16 protein-coding genes are annotated in these 14,847 nt (G+C 71.0%); 8 read left to right on the top strand and 8 right to left on the bottom strand.

All coding sequences use genetic code 11. The features are described 5' to 3' along the window. Positions 1-253: 253 nt before the first annotated feature. Positions 254-1,312, top strand: a complete 1,059-nt coding sequence (locus B1L11_RS07200) for a sulfite oxidase (protein ID WP_079313762.1) — start codon at positions 254-256, stop codon at positions 1,310-1,312. Here B1L11_RS07200 and B1L11_RS07205 read toward each other — a convergent pair. Continuing rightward, positions 1,309-2,298, bottom strand: a complete 990-nt coding sequence (locus B1L11_RS07205) for a zinc-binding dehydrogenase (protein WP_079313763.1) — start codon at positions 2,296-2,298, stop codon at positions 1,309-1,311. The two genes, B1L11_RS07200 and B1L11_RS07205, sit on opposite strands and share 4 nt — an antisense overlap. Before the next feature lie 172 nt (positions 2,299-2,470). Between B1L11_RS07205 and B1L11_RS07210 the strand changes: the two genes are divergently transcribed. The 3 genes from B1L11_RS07210 to B1L11_RS07220 are packed head-to-tail and all read left to right on the top strand — an operon-like array spanning position 2,471 to position 4,860. Then, positions 2,471-3,340, top strand: coding sequence for an SAM-dependent methyltransferase (locus B1L11_RS07210; RefSeq protein WP_256862299.1), 870 nt, complete (start codon positions 2,471-2,473; stop codon positions 3,338-3,340). 24 nt (positions 3,341-3,364) lie between these two features. Next, positions 3,365-3,640 carry an isoamylase early set domain-containing protein gene (locus B1L11_RS07215; RefSeq protein WP_079313765.1) on the top strand — a complete coding sequence of 92 codons (276 nt, stop codon included), beginning with the start codon at positions 3,365-3,367 and terminating at the stop codon, positions 3,638-3,640. 38 nt (positions 3,641-3,678) lie between these two features. After that, a complete protein-coding gene (locus B1L11_RS07220; RefSeq protein ID WP_079313766.1) occupies positions 3,679-4,860 on the top strand; it encodes a zinc-dependent alcohol dehydrogenase in 1,182 nt (393 codons plus the stop codon). Positions 4,861-4,863: 3 nt separating this feature from the next. Here B1L11_RS07220 and B1L11_RS07225 read toward each other — a convergent pair whose 3' ends face one another. The 6 genes from B1L11_RS07225 to glnII all read right to left on the bottom strand — a co-directional run bounded on the left by B1L11_RS07225 (position 4,864) and on the right by glnII (position 10,748). Next, entirely contained in the window at positions 4,864-5,691 is an 828-nt protein-coding gene (locus B1L11_RS07225; RefSeq protein ID WP_079313767.1) for a metal ABC transporter permease, read from the bottom strand. Beyond that, entirely contained in the window at positions 5,688-6,569 is an 882-nt protein-coding gene (locus B1L11_RS07230; RefSeq protein WP_079313768.1) for a metal ABC transporter permease, read from the bottom strand. Before B1L11_RS07230 ends, B1L11_RS07225 begins: the two co-directional genes overlap by 4 nt. Then, entirely contained in the window at positions 6,566-7,327 is a 762-nt protein-coding gene (locus B1L11_RS07235) for a metal ABC transporter ATP-binding protein (protein WP_079313769.1), read from the bottom strand. Before B1L11_RS07235 ends, B1L11_RS07230 begins: the two co-directional genes overlap by 4 nt. Next, positions 7,324-8,247 carry a metal ABC transporter substrate-binding protein gene (locus tag B1L11_RS07240; RefSeq protein WP_079313770.1) on the bottom strand — a complete coding sequence of 308 codons (924 nt, stop codon included), beginning with the start codon at positions 8,245-8,247 and terminating at the stop codon, positions 7,324-7,326. Before B1L11_RS07240 ends, B1L11_RS07235 begins: the two co-directional genes overlap by 4 nt. 314 nt (positions 8,248-8,561) lie before the next feature. Beyond that, complete coding sequence (locus tag B1L11_RS07245) at positions 8,562-9,632, bottom strand: glycerophosphodiester phosphodiesterase (RefSeq protein WP_256862300.1); 1,071 nt, start codon at positions 9,630-9,632, stop codon at positions 8,562-8,564. Positions 9,633-9,734: 102 nt separating this feature from the next. Continuing rightward, complete coding sequence (gene glnII, locus B1L11_RS07250; RefSeq protein WP_079313772.1) at positions 9,735-10,748, bottom strand: glutamine synthetase; 1,014 nt, start codon at positions 10,746-10,748, stop codon at positions 9,735-9,737. Between the two features lie 233 nt (positions 10,749-10,981). On the opposite strand from glnII, the gene B1L11_RS07255 reads away from it, so the two are divergent. Next, complete coding sequence (locus B1L11_RS07255; RefSeq protein ID WP_143737084.1) at positions 10,982-11,533, top strand: hypothetical protein; 552 nt, start codon at positions 10,982-10,984, stop codon at positions 11,531-11,533. 34 nt (positions 11,534-11,567) lie between these two features. Here the strand turns inward: B1L11_RS07255 and B1L11_RS07260 are convergent, their stop codons facing one another. Beyond that, a complete protein-coding gene (locus B1L11_RS07260) occupies positions 11,568-12,338 on the bottom strand; it encodes a DUF72 domain-containing protein (protein WP_079313774.1) in 771 nt (256 codons plus the stop codon). Between the two features lie 91 nt (positions 12,339-12,429). On the opposite strand from B1L11_RS07260, the gene B1L11_RS07265 reads away from it, so the two are divergent. The 3 genes from B1L11_RS07265 to B1L11_RS07275 all read left to right on the top strand — a co-directional run bounded on the left by B1L11_RS07265 (position 12,430) and on the right by B1L11_RS07275 (position 14,816). After that, positions 12,430-12,975 carry a type 1 glutamine amidotransferase domain-containing protein gene (locus tag B1L11_RS07265; RefSeq protein WP_079313775.1) on the top strand — a complete coding sequence of 182 codons (546 nt, stop codon included), beginning with the start codon at positions 12,430-12,432 and terminating at the stop codon, positions 12,973-12,975. A gap of 67 nt (positions 12,976-13,042) precedes the next feature. Continuing rightward, a complete protein-coding gene (locus tag B1L11_RS07270; RefSeq protein ID WP_079313776.1) occupies positions 13,043-13,921 on the top strand; it encodes a sugar kinase in 879 nt (292 codons plus the stop codon). A gap of 274 nt (positions 13,922-14,195) precedes the next feature. Then, positions 14,196-14,816: a fasciclin domain-containing protein gene (locus B1L11_RS07275; RefSeq protein WP_143737086.1), complete on the top strand. Its 621-nt coding sequence runs from the start codon at positions 14,196-14,198 to the stop codon at positions 14,814-14,816. The last annotated feature ends 31 nt before the right edge of the window (positions 14,817-14,847 follow it).

A 14,847-nucleotide genomic window follows, 5' to 3' on the forward strand; every position in this document is an offset into this window, starting at 1 on the left:
CGTTGTAACTGCCAAAGAAATTTAAGACAGTTACAACGGGGACCTGGACGGTAATGATGTTCTACGACTACTCCCTGGCCACCGAGCGCGTCACGCAGTTGCACCGCGAGCCGACAACGCACGCGTCGCCAGCCGCCTGGTCGCGGCCCGGCGCTGGTCGCGTCTCGCGTCCTGGGCACAGCGTCAGGCCCGCAGGGCGAGCCACGACCTGGGCTGACGGCCGTCACCGCGTCGGTCCGGAGGGGAAGGGCCGATGCGTACGACACGCGACATCCGCACGGCGGTGGTGAAGCCGGTCATCGCCGCCCTCATGGAGGACGCGGGCACCGGCCTCGACTACGGCACCCGGCCCGACCGCCTGCCGGGCCTGCTCACTCCCCTTGACCGTTTCTTCGTCCGCAACCACGCCCCGACTCCCCGTCTCGACGCGAGAACCTGGACGCTGCGCGTCGAGGGCGGCGGCGTGCGCCGCACCGTCCGCTACACCTACGACGACCTGTGGCGCCGGTTCCCGCTCGTGTCCGTCGTCCGGACCTTGGAGTGCGCGGGCAACCGGCGCGCCCTCTTCGGCGCCGAGCACGGGCGCCGCTTCGGCGGGGTGCAGTGGGGCCGCGGCGCGATCGGCACCGCCGAGTGGACCGGGATCCCGCTGCGCGACCTGCTCGAATCCGCGGGCCTGACGGACGCCGCCGTCGAGGTGATGCCGGAAGGGCTCGACGAGGCGCGCGGACGCCGCCCGATGCCCCTCGCCAAGGCCCTGGCCCCCGACACCCTGCTCGCGCTCGCCATGAACGGCGAGATCCTGCCGCCCGACCACGGCTTCCCCGCCCGCGTGGTGGTCTCCGGCTGGCTCGGCGCCGCGAGCATCAAGTGGGTGGGCCGGATCGAGGTGTCCGACCGGCCGCTGCGCGTGCCGTGGAACACCGAGGACTACGTGATCGTCGCCCCCGGCCGTCCGGCCGTGCCGATCACCTCCACGCCGGTCGCGAGCCTGGTCGAGCTGCCCTGGCCCGCGCGGCTGCATCCCGGCCCGCAGACGATCCGCGGCCGGGCGTACGCCGGGGAGGACCGCGTGGCCGCCGTCGACTACCGGATCGACGACGGCCCCTGGCGGCCGGCCGCACTCGACGGGCCGGACCTCGCGGGCGCCTGGACCCGCTGGCGGTTCCCCTGGGACCCCACCCCCGGCGCGCACGTCCTGCGGGTGCGGGCCACCGACGAGCACGGCCGCTCCCAGCCCGAGGCCACCCCCTGGAACGACCTCGGCTACTGCCACAACTCGGTGCTCCCCCACCCGATCCTGGTCGCTTAGGGGACGAGCACCACCTTGCCCGTGGTCGCACGGGTCTCCAGCGCGGCGTGCGCGGCGGCGGCGTCCTTGAGCGGGAAGCTCTGCACCAGCGGGACCAGCGCACCCGACCCCGCGGCCGCCAGCGCCCGCTCCTCCAGGCCCCGCAGGCCGCCCGGCCGCTTCAGCACCCGGGGGCCGACCGCCACCGCCGCGGTGATGCCACGCGCGTACAGGTCCTCCGTGGTCAGCGCGGTCGGGCCGCCCTCGGCGTCCGCCCAGCCGAACAGCACGATCCTGCCGCCGACGCCGAGCAACTCCAGGGTCTTGCGCCCGAGGTCCCCGCCGACGCCGTCGAGCGCCAGCGTGACCTCCCGGTCGCCGAGGAGCGCCCGCACCTCGTCGGGCCAGCCGGGAACGCCGTAGTCCACGGCGTGGTGCGCGCCCAGCGCCAGCACCCGGCTCACCTTGGCCGCGCCGCCGGCGAGCCCGACGACCGTGGCCCCGGCCCGCACCGCCGCCTGCACCAGCAGGTTGCCGATGCCCCCCGCCGCCGCCGTCACCACGACGACGTCGTCCGCCCGGATCTCCGCGACGTCGAGGATGCCCATGGTGGTCCGGCCGGTGCCGATCATCGCCACCGCCTCGCCGTACCCCAGGCCGTCCGGGATCTCGTGGATCGCCGAGGCGTCCCGTACGGCCAGTTCGGCGTAGCCGCCGGGAGCCATGCCGAGGTGGGTCACCACCCGCCTGCCGACCAGGCCCGGGTCGACCCCGGGGCCGACGGCGTCGACGACCCCAGCGACCTCCGGCCGGGACTCGGTGGGCAGATCGGGAACGGGGATCGGGCCGCCGGCGTACTTCCCCGCCCGCAGCGTGGTGTCGACCAGGTGCACCCCCGCCGCCCGTACGGCCACGCGGACCTGGCCGGGCCCCGGCTCGGGATCCTCGACCTCCTCGTAGACGAGATTCTCGGCGGGACCAAAGGCGTGCAGTCGTATGGCGTACATGTGTCCCGTTATAGATCTCCGGGACACCCCCCCACATCGGGCGATGGTCCTAGGTCGTATGTAGGCCGATAGATGGAGTCACAGAGTTATGGCGTTCTTCGTTGGGTTTTTCCTCGGCGGCCCTTATGCTCGCACCAAGTCCTCTTTACTACCGTGAGTGAGGAGATGTTGCGTGGCTGATGACGCGCCGCCACCTGGTATCGACGCGCGCGTCCCCAATCCCGCGCGCATGTACAACTACTTTCTCGGCGGAAAGGACAACTTCGCGGCCGACCGGGAAGCCGCGGAGAAAGTGCTGAAGGTCGCGCCCGAGGCCCCCGCGCTGGCCCGCCGCAACCGGGCCTTCCTGCGCCGGGCCGTACGCCATCTGGTGGCCGAGGCCGGGATCCGGCAGTTCGTGGACATCGGGACCGGACTGCCGACTGAGGGCAGCGTCCACGAGGTGGCGCACGAGATGGACCCCGGTGTCCGGGTGGCGTACGTGGACAACGACCCGGTCGTGCTCGCGCACTCCCGGGCCCTGCTGTCGGGCACCGCCGCCACCACCGTCACCGTGCAGGGGGACCTGCGGCGCCCCGAGGAGATCCTGGCCGATCCGGAGCTGCGGGCACTGATCGATCTTTCCGAGCCGGTCGCCATCCTGCTCGTGGCCGTGGTGCACTTCCTCACCGACGACGACAAGCCGGCCGAGCTCGTGGCCCGCCTCAGGGAGTCCGTGGCCCCCGGAAGCCACCTCGTGCTGTCCCACGTCACCGACGAGGAACGGGCCGGCGACGCCCGCGAGGGGGCGGCCGTCTACCGGCAGGCCAGCACCGGCGTCACGCTGCGGAGCCGCGAGCAGATCCACGAGCTGTTCGACGGCTTCCACCTCATCGAACCGGGCCTCGTCCCGCTCGACGACTGGCGGCCCGACGACGAGAACCTGCTCGCCCGGCAGGCCCGCCGTCACCTGCCCACGTGGTTCCTCTGTGGGGTCGGCACGTGCCCTGAAAAGGCCGTGAATATTGTGTTACGTCCTGCGTGTACTTGTTTCTTCCTTTAGGGGCGATACGCCAGGCTATGCGGCATGCTCAAGCGCACCAGGTTGTTCGGGCAGAAGACCCGAGTCACCTTCACCCTGCCCGTTGACGAGCCCTCGGGGACGGTCAGCGTGGTGGGCGACTTCAACGACTGGCTGCCCGGCCGCCACGAACTGCTGCGGCGCAGGAACGGCACCCGCACCGTGTCGGTGATCCTCCCGCCCGGCGCGCACCGGTTCCGCTATCTCGCGACGGGCGGCGTGTGGTTCGACGACGACAGCGCCGACCAGGTGGACGACCAGGGCAGCGTGCTGCACCTCTGACTGTTTCTCCGGCCGGAAGCAGGGCAGACGGGGAAACCATGAAGGCAGTTACCTGGCACGGCAAACGCGACGTACGGGTGGAAGAGGTCCCCGACCCCGCCATCAAGGAACCCACCGACGCGATCATCCGGGTCACCACGACCGCCATCTGCGGCTCCGACCTGCACCTGTACGAGGTGCTCGGCCCGTTCATCGGCGAGGGCGACATCCTCGGCCACGAGCCGATGGGCATCGTGGAGGAGGTCGGCGCGGAGGTCACCCACATCTCCCCCGGCGACCGCGTGGTGATCCCGTTCAACATCTCGTGCGGCCACTGCTTCATGTGCGACCGCGCGCTGTACGCCCAGTGCGAGACCACCCAGGTCCGCGAGTACGACACCGGCGCCGCCCTCTTCGGCTACACGAAGCTGTACGGCGAGGTGCCCGGCGGCCAGGCGCAATACCTGCGCGTCCCGCAGGCGCACTTCGGGCCGATCAAGGTGCCGGACGGGCCGCCGGACGAGAGGTTCGTCTACCTCTCCGACGTGCTGCCCACCTCCTGGCAGGCCGTCGAATGGGCCGAGGTGCCCGACGGCGGCAGCGTCACCGTCTTCGGCCTCGGACCGATCGGGCAGATGTCGGCCCGCATCGCGCGCCACCGCGGCTACCGCGTGATCGGCGTGGACATCGTCCCGGAACGTCTGGAGATGGCCCGGCGGCACGGCATCGAGGTGATCGACGGGAACGAGACCGACGACGTGCCCGAAGCTATCCGGTCGACGACCGGGGGCCGGGGCACCGACTCGGTCATCGACGCCGTCGGCATGGAGGCGCACGGCTACACCGTGGGCAAGCTCGCCCAGACGGTCACCGGGATGCTGCCCGACAAGGCCGCCGCCGCCATGATGACCCGCGCCGGCCTCGACCGGCTCGCCGCCCTGCAGGACGCCATCGAGACCGTACGCCGCGGCGGCACGATCTCGATCAGCGGCGTGTACGGCGGGATGACCGACCCCATGCCGATGCTGCAGATGTTCGACAAGGGCATCACGCTCAGGATGGGCCAGGCCCACGTCAAGCGGTGGGTGGACGACCTCATGCCGCTCCTGACGGGCGACGGCGATCCCCTGGGGGTGGAGGACCTGGCGACCCACCGCCTGCCGCTCGACCAGGCCCCGCACGGCTACGAGATCTTCCAGAAGAAGGAGGACGGCGCGATCAAGGTGCTGCTCAAGCCCTGACGATCAAGCCCTGACGGCCGCGGCCCGCCTGACCCGGCCGCGTACGGCGGTGCCGAGGAAGACCGCACCGAACACCAGGCCCACGAACAGGGCGATGGAGGCCCCGGTCGCGACGTTCCACAGCGTGGAGACCCACACGCCCGCGAGGGCGCACGCGACCCCGATCGCGGCGGCGAGCGGGAACAGCGGCGCGAGCCTGTCGGTGAGCAGGCGGGCGGTCGCGGCCGGGCCCACGATCAGCGCCACGGCGAGGATCGTCCCCAGCGCGGGCACGGTGGCGACGACGGTCACCTCGACGACCGCGAGCAGCGCGAAGTCCAGCAGCACGGTGGGCAGCCCGAGCGCCGCCGCCCCCACCGGGTCGAACGCCGCGAGCAGCAGTTCCTTGCCCACCAGGGCGAGCAGGAGCAGCACGCCGGCGGCGACGGCGGTGGTCGCCACCAGGTCGCCCGTGCCGACGGCGAGGACGTCGCCCACCGTGTAGGCCGCCAGGTCCTTGGTGAAGCCGTCCTGGGCCGACACCAGCACCACACCGAGCGCGAAGCCGCCCGACAACGCGATGCCGGTGGCCGTGGTGAAGTCCTGCCCGCGGCCCCGGCCGAACGCGAGGACGGCGGCGACCACCAGCAGCCCGAACAGCCCGCCGCCTAGATAGAGGTTCACCCCGAGCAGCGCCGCGATGACGATGCCGGGGAACGTCGCGTGGGTGAGGGCCATCGTGAAGAACGGCAGCCGCCGCGCGATCACGAAGACCCCGACCACCCCTCCCAGCACGCCGACCAGGACGGCCTCGACGAGGGCCCGGTGAACGGTGGAGTCGAGCCAGTTCACGCCGCCTCCAGGACCGAGCGGCGGCGGGCCCGGCTCAGGCCGGCCTTCCTGCGGACGAACCCGGCGGCGTGGGCCAGGCCGTACATCGCCACCAGGACGAGCACGACGGTCGCGCCGGAGGCGAGCCTGACGCCGTACCCGATCGACGCCTCGTAGCTCACGACGAGCCCGAGCCACCCGGCGGCCGCGCCGACGAGGCAGGCGACCGGCACGATGACCGCGAGCCGGTCCGACAGGCTCCGCGCCGCCGCGGCCGGCACGATGAGCAGCGCGATCACGAGGATCGTGCCGACCGCCTTGACGGCGGCCACGACGACCAGCGCGACCGCGACGTTCAGCACGAGGTCGAGCAGGCCCACGCGCACACCGGCCGCCTGGGCGCCCTCGGGGTCGAAGGCGCGCAGCAGCAGCGGCCGCCGCAGCACCGCGAGCAACGCCACGACCACGACCGTCACGACGGCGGTCTGCGCGAGTTGCGCCTCGGTGACCGTCAGCACCCGCCCGAACAGGAACGCGGTGAGGTCGGAGGTGAAGCCCGTCTGCCGCGACACCAGCACCACGCCGACCGCGAACAGCGTGGTCAGCAGCATGGCGAGCGCGGCGTCCTCGCTCACCCGGCGGCGCTGCGTGAGCAGCGTGAGCAGGACGGCCGTGGCGACCCCGGCGGCCAGCGCACCCCAGAAGATGCCGCCGTCCCCGGCCATGAGGTGGCCGATGACCACGCCGGGGAAGACGGTGTGCGTCAGGGTGTCGCTGACGAAGGCGAGCCGGCGCAGCAGCACCAGCACGCCGACCGTGCCCGCGAGCGCGCCGAGGACGACCAGTTCGACCAGCGCGCGGGCCATGAACGGCAGGTGGAAGGGTTCGAAGAGAATCATGTCTGGGTCACGATCACGCGGTCGCCGCGCAGTTCGAGCGCGTGCCCGCCGTACGTCGCCCGCAGCCGCTCGGGCGTCAGCACGTCGCCGGTCGGGCCGAAGCCGAACTGGTGCCGGTTGAGCAGGCACACCTCGTCGCAGGCGAGGTGCGCGATGGCGAGGTCGTGGGTGCTGACGACGACGGAGGCGCCCTTCGCCTTCAGCGAGCCGATCGCCTCCAGCAGCGCGTGCTGGCTGACCGCGTCCACGCCGTTGAACGGCTCGTCGAGCAGCAGCATCCGGGGCTTGGCGGCGATGGCCCTGGCCAGCAGCACCCGCTGGCGCTGCCCGCCCGACAGCGTGCCGAACCGGTCGCGCGCCCGCCCGGCCAGCCCGACCCGCTCCAGGGCGTCGGCCACCTCGGCCCGGTCCTCGGCGGAGGGGCGGCGCAGCCAGCCGATCCGCCGGTAGCGGCCCATCATCACCACCTGCTCGACCGACACCGGGAAGTCGGGGTCGAGCGTGTCGGCCTGCGGGACGTAGGCGACGTCGCGGCGGGCCTGCGCCGGGGGCCGGCCCAGCACCTCGATCCGGCCGCGTACGACCGGCACCAGGCCGAGCAGCGCCTTGATGAACGTGGACTTGCCGGCGCCGTTCGGGCCGATCAGCGCCACGGCCTCGCCCTCGTGGACGACGCCGTGCAACTCCTCCAGGACCGGGACGTCGCCGTAGGCCACGCTCGCCCGGTCGAGCACCAGGGTCGGCGCGCGCTCACTCATGCGGCGGTCCCCCTCAACGCGTTGACGATGGTGTCGGTATTGTGCTCCTCCATCTGCAGGTAGGTCGCACCGGCCGACCCCTCGGGGCCCAGTGAGTCGCCGTACAGCGCGTCCTCGCCGGCCACGACCGTCACCCCGGCCTCGCGGCCGATCGCCTCGGCCGTCTTGGGCGGCAGCGACGCCTCCGAGAAGATCGCGGCCACCCCGGTCGCCTTGATCTTGGCGACGAGGTCGGACACCTGCTTGGCGGACAACTCGGCCGAGGTGTCGAAGCTCGGGATGATCGAGCCGACGAACGTCAGCTTGTAACGGTCGAGGTAGTAGCCGAAGGCGTCGTGGTTGGTCACCAGCTTGCGCCGGTCGGCGGGGACGGACTCGATCTTCTTCGCGATCTCGGTGTCGAGCGCGCCGAGCTTCGCGTCGTACGCCGCCCGGTTGGCCTGGTAGGCCGCGGCGTCGTCCGGATCGGCGGCGGCGAACCCCTTCTCGATCGTGGCGACCATCGTCTTGACGTTCAGCGGGTTGTGCCAGATGTGGGGATCGCCGTTGCGGATCCGTACGCCCTGGGAGGCGTCGACCACGGGCCCGTCGAAACCGGCGGCCGAGATCGTCTCGTCCAGCCACTTCTCCAGGCCCACCCCGTTCTTGACGAGCACGTCGGCCTCGGCGATGGCCTGCATGTCGGCCGGGGACGGCTCGTAGTCATGGGGATCGACGTTCGGCTTGAGCAACTGGTGGACGCTGACCCGGTCGCCGCCGACGTTGCGGGCGAAGTCGGCCACCTGTGTGGTGGTCGCCACCACCTTCAGCGGCCGGGCCGGGTCGGAAGAGGAAGTGGGCTTGTCCGCGCCGCCACACCCGGCGGCGAGCAGGACGAGCAGGGCGGCGGACGACAACGTACGGGCGAGCGGCGAGAGCACGACGAATCCTCAAGTCGGCATATCAAAGTCGGTGCATCAGGGGAAACATCCCTTCCAAATGTCTCGCAAATGAAAATCATTGTCAACTTAGGACACTTCGGCCGTCCGTACGGCCGTGCCACCAGTCCACCGGCCGCGCCGGCCGTCACCCAGGGCGACTGCGAGTACGTCCAGACGACACGCCGCGAGCTCGTGACCGCGTCCGAGCAGAGCGTCATGGACATGACGCAGATCTTCAAGCTGGTCGAGCTGGGCAGCATCGTCTGGTTCCTCCCCGCCTCGATCGCACGGCGCTACCCGCGGCCTGAGATCGCCTACCGCGCCGTCGCCGGCCTCGATCCGGTCACGCTGTCGGTCGCCTGGCCGCAGGACGCGCGCTCGGCGTCCGTCGCCGCCTTCGTCCGCGCGGCCATTGCGGTCGCGGACAGCACGGCCCGGGCCGTGCCGGGGTTGTCGGCGAACACGCCGTCCACGCCGAGGTCGTAGAGCATCGCCAGCCAGCCCATCACGTCGCCGGTCGCCCGCGCGTACGCCGGAGAGGCCGGGTCGCCGCGCCGGAAATCGGCCGGGAGATGGGCGTTCTCGTCGCGGACGGTCCACACGTGCACGTCGAGACCGGCCCGGTGGGCGTCCCGCACCAGCGTCGTGGGGGCGAGGAGGCGGCCGTCGGGTCCCGTGGGGACGACCCGCGAGGTCGCCACGCCGATGCCGTCCGCGTACGTCGCGACTTCCGCGAGCCCATCGGGCGTGACCATCCGGTCGTACGGCGCGCCGGAGCCGCTGACGAGCTGGATCAGCGGCAGCCGGGTCTTCCCGCGCAGCTCGCGCAGGTTGGCCGCTTCGAACGACTGGATGAAGACCCGATCGTGCCGGTCGCGCCGGCCGTGCCGGCCCAGCACGTCGAGCAGCGGCTCCTCCAGCGGCAGGCCGATGGAGGCGAAGTAGGTGGGGTGCTTGGTCTCCGGGTACACGCCCACGCCGTGCCGCGTGGCCAGTTCCACGACCTCGTCGAACGTCGGGATCGGGGCCAGTCCGTCGAAGGCGGTGTTGCCCGGGCGCAGGTCGGGGATGCGCTCGACGGCCCGCAGCGTGCGCAGTTCGCCGAGCGTGAAGTCCTCGGTGAACCAGCCGGTGACCGCGACGCCGTCGATGGTCTTGGTGGTGCGGCGGTCGGCGAACTCGGGGTGGCTCGCCACGTCGGTGGTCCCCGAGATCTCGTTCTCGTGGCGGGCCACCAGGACGTGGTCCCTGGTGGAGACCAGGTCGGGCTCGATGTAGTCGGCTCCGAGCGCGATCGCCGTCTCGTACGACGGCAGCGTGTGCTCGGGGCGCAGGGCGCTGGCGCCCCGGTGGCCGATGACGACGGGTTCCGGCTGGTGTGACACAGCGGCCACCGTACCGCCACCGTCATACGCGTACGGCTCCCGCGCCTGGACGCGGGAGCCGTACGGAGATGGGGGAACCGTGTCAGTTCCTCGTGGAGCCGATCAGACCTGGCCGGCCTTCTCCAGAGCGGTGCAGCAGGTGTCGACCATCAGGCGGGTGACGACGTAGGGGTCGACGTTGGCGTTGGGGCGCCGGTCCTCGATGTAGCCCTTCTTGTCCACCTCGACCTGCCACGGGATGCGGACCGAAGCCCCGCGGTCGGAGACGCCGTAGCTGAACTTGTCCCACGGAGCGGTCTCGTGGTGGCCGGTGAGGCGGTCCTCGATGCCGTGGCCGTAGTTCTTGACGTGCTCCATGGCGTTGTCGGCCAGGGCCTCGCACGCGGTGATGATCGGGTCGTAGCCCTCACGCATGGCCTTGGTGGAGAAGTTGGTGTGCGCGCCCGCGCCGTTCCAGTCGCCCTTCACCGGCTTGGGGTCGAGCGTGGCGGCGACGTCGAACTCCTCGGCGGTGCGGTAGAGCAGCCAGCGGGCGACCCACATGTGGTCGCCGACCTCCAGCGGACCGGCCGGACCCACCTGGAACTCCCACTGGCCGGGCATGACCTCGGCGTTGATGCCGGAGATCTTGAGGCCGGCGGCCAGGCAGCGGTCGAGGTGCAGCTCGACGATGTCACGGCCGAACACCTCGTCGGCGCCGACACCGCAGTAGTAGCCGCCCTGCGGGGCGGGGAAGCCGCCCAGCGGGAAGCCGAGCGGGCGGCCCTCCTTGAAGAAGGTGTACTCCTGCTCGATGCCGAACCACGGGTCCTGCTCGGCGAACCGCTCGGCCACCTCGGCGAGCGGGGAGCGGGTGTTGCTGGCGTGCGGGGTCATGTCGGTGTGCAGGACCTCGCACAGGACCAGCACGTTGTCGCCGCCGCGGATCGGGTCGGGGCAGGTGAACACCGGCTTGAGCACCAGGTCGGAGGAGTGACCGGTGGCCTGGTTGGTGCTGGACCCGTCGAAGCCCCACAGCGGCGGCTCGGCGCCGTCGGCAAGGACCTTGGTCTTGGAACGGAGCTTCGCGGTCGGCTCCGTGCCGTCGATCCAGATGTACTCGGCCTTGTAGGTCACGTCGATCCCTTTCGAACGAGGCGGCCTGGCGTTCGTCCGCCACGCTCGAGATTGCCCTTTTGGCATTTCGTAGCTTTTGCCCGTTTGTGAACACGGTGTTAACGCGGATTCTTTGCCTTGCCCTCCCTGTGACCTCGTGTGAGCTGAGGCACATGATCCGCGCCTGTGCGGGCAGTCGGAGAGCGTCCACGAATCGCAACCGCACAGCAACCAGTATTTGGGAGTGAAGGCAGATGGTCTTATTGGGCCTGCTTCTGGTCCTGATCGCCGCGGCTGCCGTCATCGAGGTGTCGGTCAACGACACCGCGAACACCATGCCGATCACGGTCCTGGACCGCACGTTCAACCTCAGCCCGTTCGAGCTGTTCATCGCCGGCGTCGTGACCGCCGCCGTGTTCGTCGCCGGCCTGCTGCTCATCACCGGCGGCATGCGCCGTGCCGCCGTCAAGCGCCGCCGCCTGCGTGAGGCGCGCCTGGCGGAGCGGGACCGCGTCTCCCGCCTGGAGGCCGAGAAGCGCGACCTGGAGCGCCGCCTGGAGACGACCTCGACCACCTCGACGGCCCCGACCACCGCGACGTCCACCCCGGCAGCCGCCGAGCCCGTCACCAAGCAGTATCCGAAGGTCGACCGGGACCGCGACGGCGTCGACGACCGGGCCGAGCGCACCGAGCGCACCGAGCGTCCCACCGCGCCGCACAACCGCCTCTCCGTGCCCGCCCAGCAGTCGTCCCCCGACCAGCTGGTGGCGGGCGGGCGTCACGCGGCCGACGAGCGCCGCGCCTGACCCGTCATGTCGGGGACGACACTCGCCCGTCCGGTCATGACCGGACGGGCTCGGGGGACCGCTCGGGAAGCCGCGCCCTGCTGACGTCCCGCCCCTGCGCGCACGCCAGCTCCGCGAAGGTGATCGCGTTGCGTACGGCGGCGCCGCCGGGGTCGTTGTTGAAGTAGACGTAGGCGTCCGGCGCGTCCCCCAGGCGGTCCACCCAACTGCGCAGCGCACGCCGGCCGTAGTTGGGCCAGGGTTCGGCCCCTCCCTCGTGGAAGCGCAGATAGACCCAGTCGGCCGTACGCCACAGGGGTCCGGCCGGCCGTCCGAGACGGTCCGCCCAGCACAACGCGGCCCCGAACTCGGTCAGCAGGGCGCGGATCTCGTCGGTCCACCACGAGGCGTGCCGCGGCTCGACGGCGACCCGTACGGCACGCGGGAACCGGGCCAGGCAGCCCCGCAGCCGCTCGGCGTCCACCTGCAGGGTCGGCGGCAGTTGGAGCAGGATGGGACCCAGCTTCTGGCCGAGCCCCTCGGCCACGCCCATCAGCCGCTCGACCGGCTCCTCCGGGTCCTTCAGCCGCTTGATGTGCGTCAGGAAGCGGCTCGCCTTGACCGCCATGACGAAGTCCGGCGGCGTACGCTCCCGCCACGACTCGAACGTCTCCCGTTTCGGCAGCCGGTAGAAGGCGTTGTTGTTCTCGACCGTGGCGAAGATCTCGCCATAGCTCTCCAGCCACAGCCTCTGGGGTACGCCGCGGTAGACGAGGTCGCGCCAGTCGGCGTACTGCCACCCAGAGGTCCCCACCAGCACGGGCATGTCCTTCCCCTACCCAGCGGACGGCATAGATCGCGGTCAGCGGGGCACGCGACGTCAAGAACGAGCAAAAACGCCAAGAAAGGGGAGCACGATGATCCAGGGCAAGACGATCGCATTCCTCGTCGCCCCCGAAGGGGTCGAGCAGGTCGAGCTCACCGAGCCGTGGCAGGCCGTCCGGCAGGCGGGCGGCACGCCGAGGCTGGTCTCGGTGAAGCGCGGGGAGATCCAGGCGTTCAACCACCTCGACAAGGCCGACACCTTCCCCGTGGACGCCGTGGCCGGAGAGGTCTCCGCCGCCGACTTCGACGGGCTGGTCCTCCCCGGCGGGGTCGCCAACCCCGATTTCCTGCGGATGCGGCCGGAGGCCGTACGGTTCGTCAAGGAGTTCTTCGACGCGGGCAAGCCGGTCGCGGCGATCTGCCACGCGCCGTGGACCCTCGTGGAGGCCGACGTGGTGCGCGGGCGCACGCTGACCTCGTGGCCCAGCCTCCAGACCGACCTGCGCAACGCGGGGGCGACCTGGGTGGACCAGGAGGTCGTGGTCTGCACGGGCGGCCCGAACACGCTGGTGACCAGCCGGAAGCCGGACGACCTGAAGGCCTTCTGCCAGGCCGCCGTGGACGCGTTCGGCACCTGAGCGAGGGCTTTCCCCGGCGGATCAGGCTCTGTCATGCTTTCCCGGTGCAATCCCGCGGACTTACGGCATGACCGAGGTTTTCACGCTCGGAGAGGCATTGGGCGTCGTCTCCGGTGACCGGCTCCGGCATGACATGACCATCCGCCTCGACGTGGAGGGTCCCGAGCTGACGACGGCGGTCGGCCTGGCCCGGCTCGGCCACACCGTGAGCTGGCTGGGCCGGGTCAGCGCCGACGAACTCGGCATGCGCACGCTGACCGTGCTGCGCGGCGAGGGCGTGGACGTCTCCCACGTACGGGTGGACGAGACGACGGCGACCGGGCTGATCCTCCGCCAGCGGCGCATCGGCCGTTCGTCGCACGCCGTCCACTACCGGGAGGGCTCGGCCGGGTCGCACCTGTCGACCGGCGACGTGCCCGGTGAGGCCGTCCAGTCGGCACGGATCCTGCACGTCACCGGCGTCACCATCGGGCTGAGCGGCCTCGCGTGGAGCGCCGTCCACCACGCCGTCAAGCTCGCCAGGGACGCCGGCGTGCTCGTCTCCGTGGACGTCAACCACCGCGCGAACCTCTGGGAGAGCGCCGAGGAGGCCCGGCAGGGGCTCACCGAACTCGCCGCCTCGGCCGACGTGCTCTTCGCGACCCAGGACGAGCTCATGCTCGTGGAGCCCGTGCTCGCGTCCACGCCCGAACTGGTCGTGACCCGAGGCGCCAAGGGCGCAAGCGCCACCGTCGAGGGCCTGCGCTACGACACCCAGGCCGCCCCCGTGACCGCGGTCGATCCCTCCGAGGTCGGCGGCGCGTTCGTCGCGGGCTACCTCAGCGCGATCCTGGACGGGCTGCACCCGGCGGACCGCCTCAAGCGCGGCATATCCGTGGCCGCCTTCGCGGTCGCCAGCCACAGCTCCTGGCAGGGCCTGCCCACCCGCGGCGAACTGCCCCCGTGACGATTGGCACGCCGGCACCACGATCTACGCGTCAGGCGAGTCGTTTGCGCAGGCTTCAGAGTTAGAGAAGCCGAAGCTACTCGACAGTAGCGATACTTGGATGTGAGTGGGGTGACCCACGGCGTCCGGCGTCCAACTCATCAGGCTCACACCGAGGCCGAGCCGATGCGACCGGATGTGCCCATACAGGCCCTGTGGCTCCGCCGTATTTCGATTCGCGAACGGCCGACCCGGCCTGCAAGCACCAGATCTCCGTCGTGCAGGAGGCAGAGCCATGAAGAAGAGGGCCCTTCTCGCGTCCACCTTCAGCGCGGTCAGCGTCGCCTTCGGCGTCATGCCGCAACTCGCCGGCGCGGCCCAGTGGTCCACGGTCAACCCCAATCCCGCACCGCCCTCGCCACCTGCCAACCCGGAGGCTCCGCCCGCCAACCCGGAGGCACCCCAGGCTCCGCACACAAAGGCGCCTCCTTTACCGCCGCCGCATGGTTCGGCTCCGCCACCTGCCACCGCGATCGCCGGCGTTCCCGACTTGTCGAAGATGGCGTCGGCCCTTTCGAAGGCCGACCTGGCTCAGTATCTCGATTCGACCAAGGACATCACCGTGTTCGTGCCGGTGAACGAAGCGTTCGGGAAGCTGCCGAAGTTCGAGCTGGACCGGATGTTCTCCGACGACAAGGACTGGGAGCGCCAGGTCCTGGCATACCACGTGGTCGAAGGGCGCAAGACCCGAAACGACCTGACCAACGCCAAGCTCACCACCAAGGAGGGCCGCGAGCTCACCACTCGCCTGTCCGGTCAGGACCTCATCGTCGGCAACGACGCCAAGGTGCTCTGCGGAGAGATCCAGACGGCCAACGCCACCGTTTATCTCATCGACAAAGTGCTGATCCCGTAGTGAACGCGGAGCCGCGGGACACGCCGGATCC

The organism is Microbispora sp. GKU 823, from assembly GCF_002027145.1.
Classification (GTDB): domain Bacteria; phylum Actinomycetota; class Actinomycetes; order Streptosporangiales; family Streptosporangiaceae; genus Microbispora; species Microbispora siamensis.

What these genes read in the sequence shown, in the direction of transcription:
- B1L11_RS07235 (WP_079313769.1), bottom strand. Translation starts at nt 7,327, where the DNA reads ATGAGTGAGCGCGCGCCGACCCTGGTGCTCGACCGGGCGAGCGTGGCC.
- B1L11_RS07215 (WP_079313765.1), top strand. Translation starts at nt 3,365, where the DNA reads ATGCTCAAGCGCACCAGGTTGTTCGGGCAGAAGACCCGAGTCACCTTC.
- B1L11_RS07270 (WP_079313776.1), top strand. Translation starts at nt 13,043, where the DNA reads ATGACCGAGGTTTTCACGCTCGGAGAGGCATTGGGCGTCGTCTCCGGT.
- B1L11_RS07200 (WP_079313762.1), top strand. Translation starts at nt 254, where the DNA reads ATGCGTACGACACGCGACATCCGCACGGCGGTGGTGAAGCCGGTCATC.
- B1L11_RS07205 (WP_079313763.1), bottom strand. Translation starts at nt 2,298, where the DNA reads ATGTACGCCATACGACTGCACGCCTTTGGTCCCGCCGAGAATCTCGTC.
- B1L11_RS07230 (WP_079313768.1), bottom strand. Translation starts at nt 6,569, where the DNA reads ATGATTCTCTTCGAACCCTTCCACCTGCCGTTCATGGCCCGCGCGCTG.
- B1L11_RS07275 (WP_143737086.1), top strand. Translation starts at nt 14,196, where the DNA reads ATGAAGAAGAGGGCCCTTCTCGCGTCCACCTTCAGCGCGGTCAGCGTC.
- B1L11_RS07265 (WP_079313775.1), top strand. Translation starts at nt 12,430, where the DNA reads ATGATCCAGGGCAAGACGATCGCATTCCTCGTCGCCCCCGAAGGGGTC.
- B1L11_RS07260 (WP_079313774.1), bottom strand. Translation starts at nt 12,338, where the DNA reads ATGCCCGTGCTGGTGGGGACCTCTGGGTGGCAGTACGCCGACTGGCGC.
- B1L11_RS07220 (WP_079313766.1), top strand. Translation starts at nt 3,679, where the DNA reads ATGAAGGCAGTTACCTGGCACGGCAAACGCGACGTACGGGTGGAAGAG.
- B1L11_RS07255 (WP_143737084.1), top strand. Translation starts at nt 10,982, where the DNA reads ATGGTCTTATTGGGCCTGCTTCTGGTCCTGATCGCCGCGGCTGCCGTC.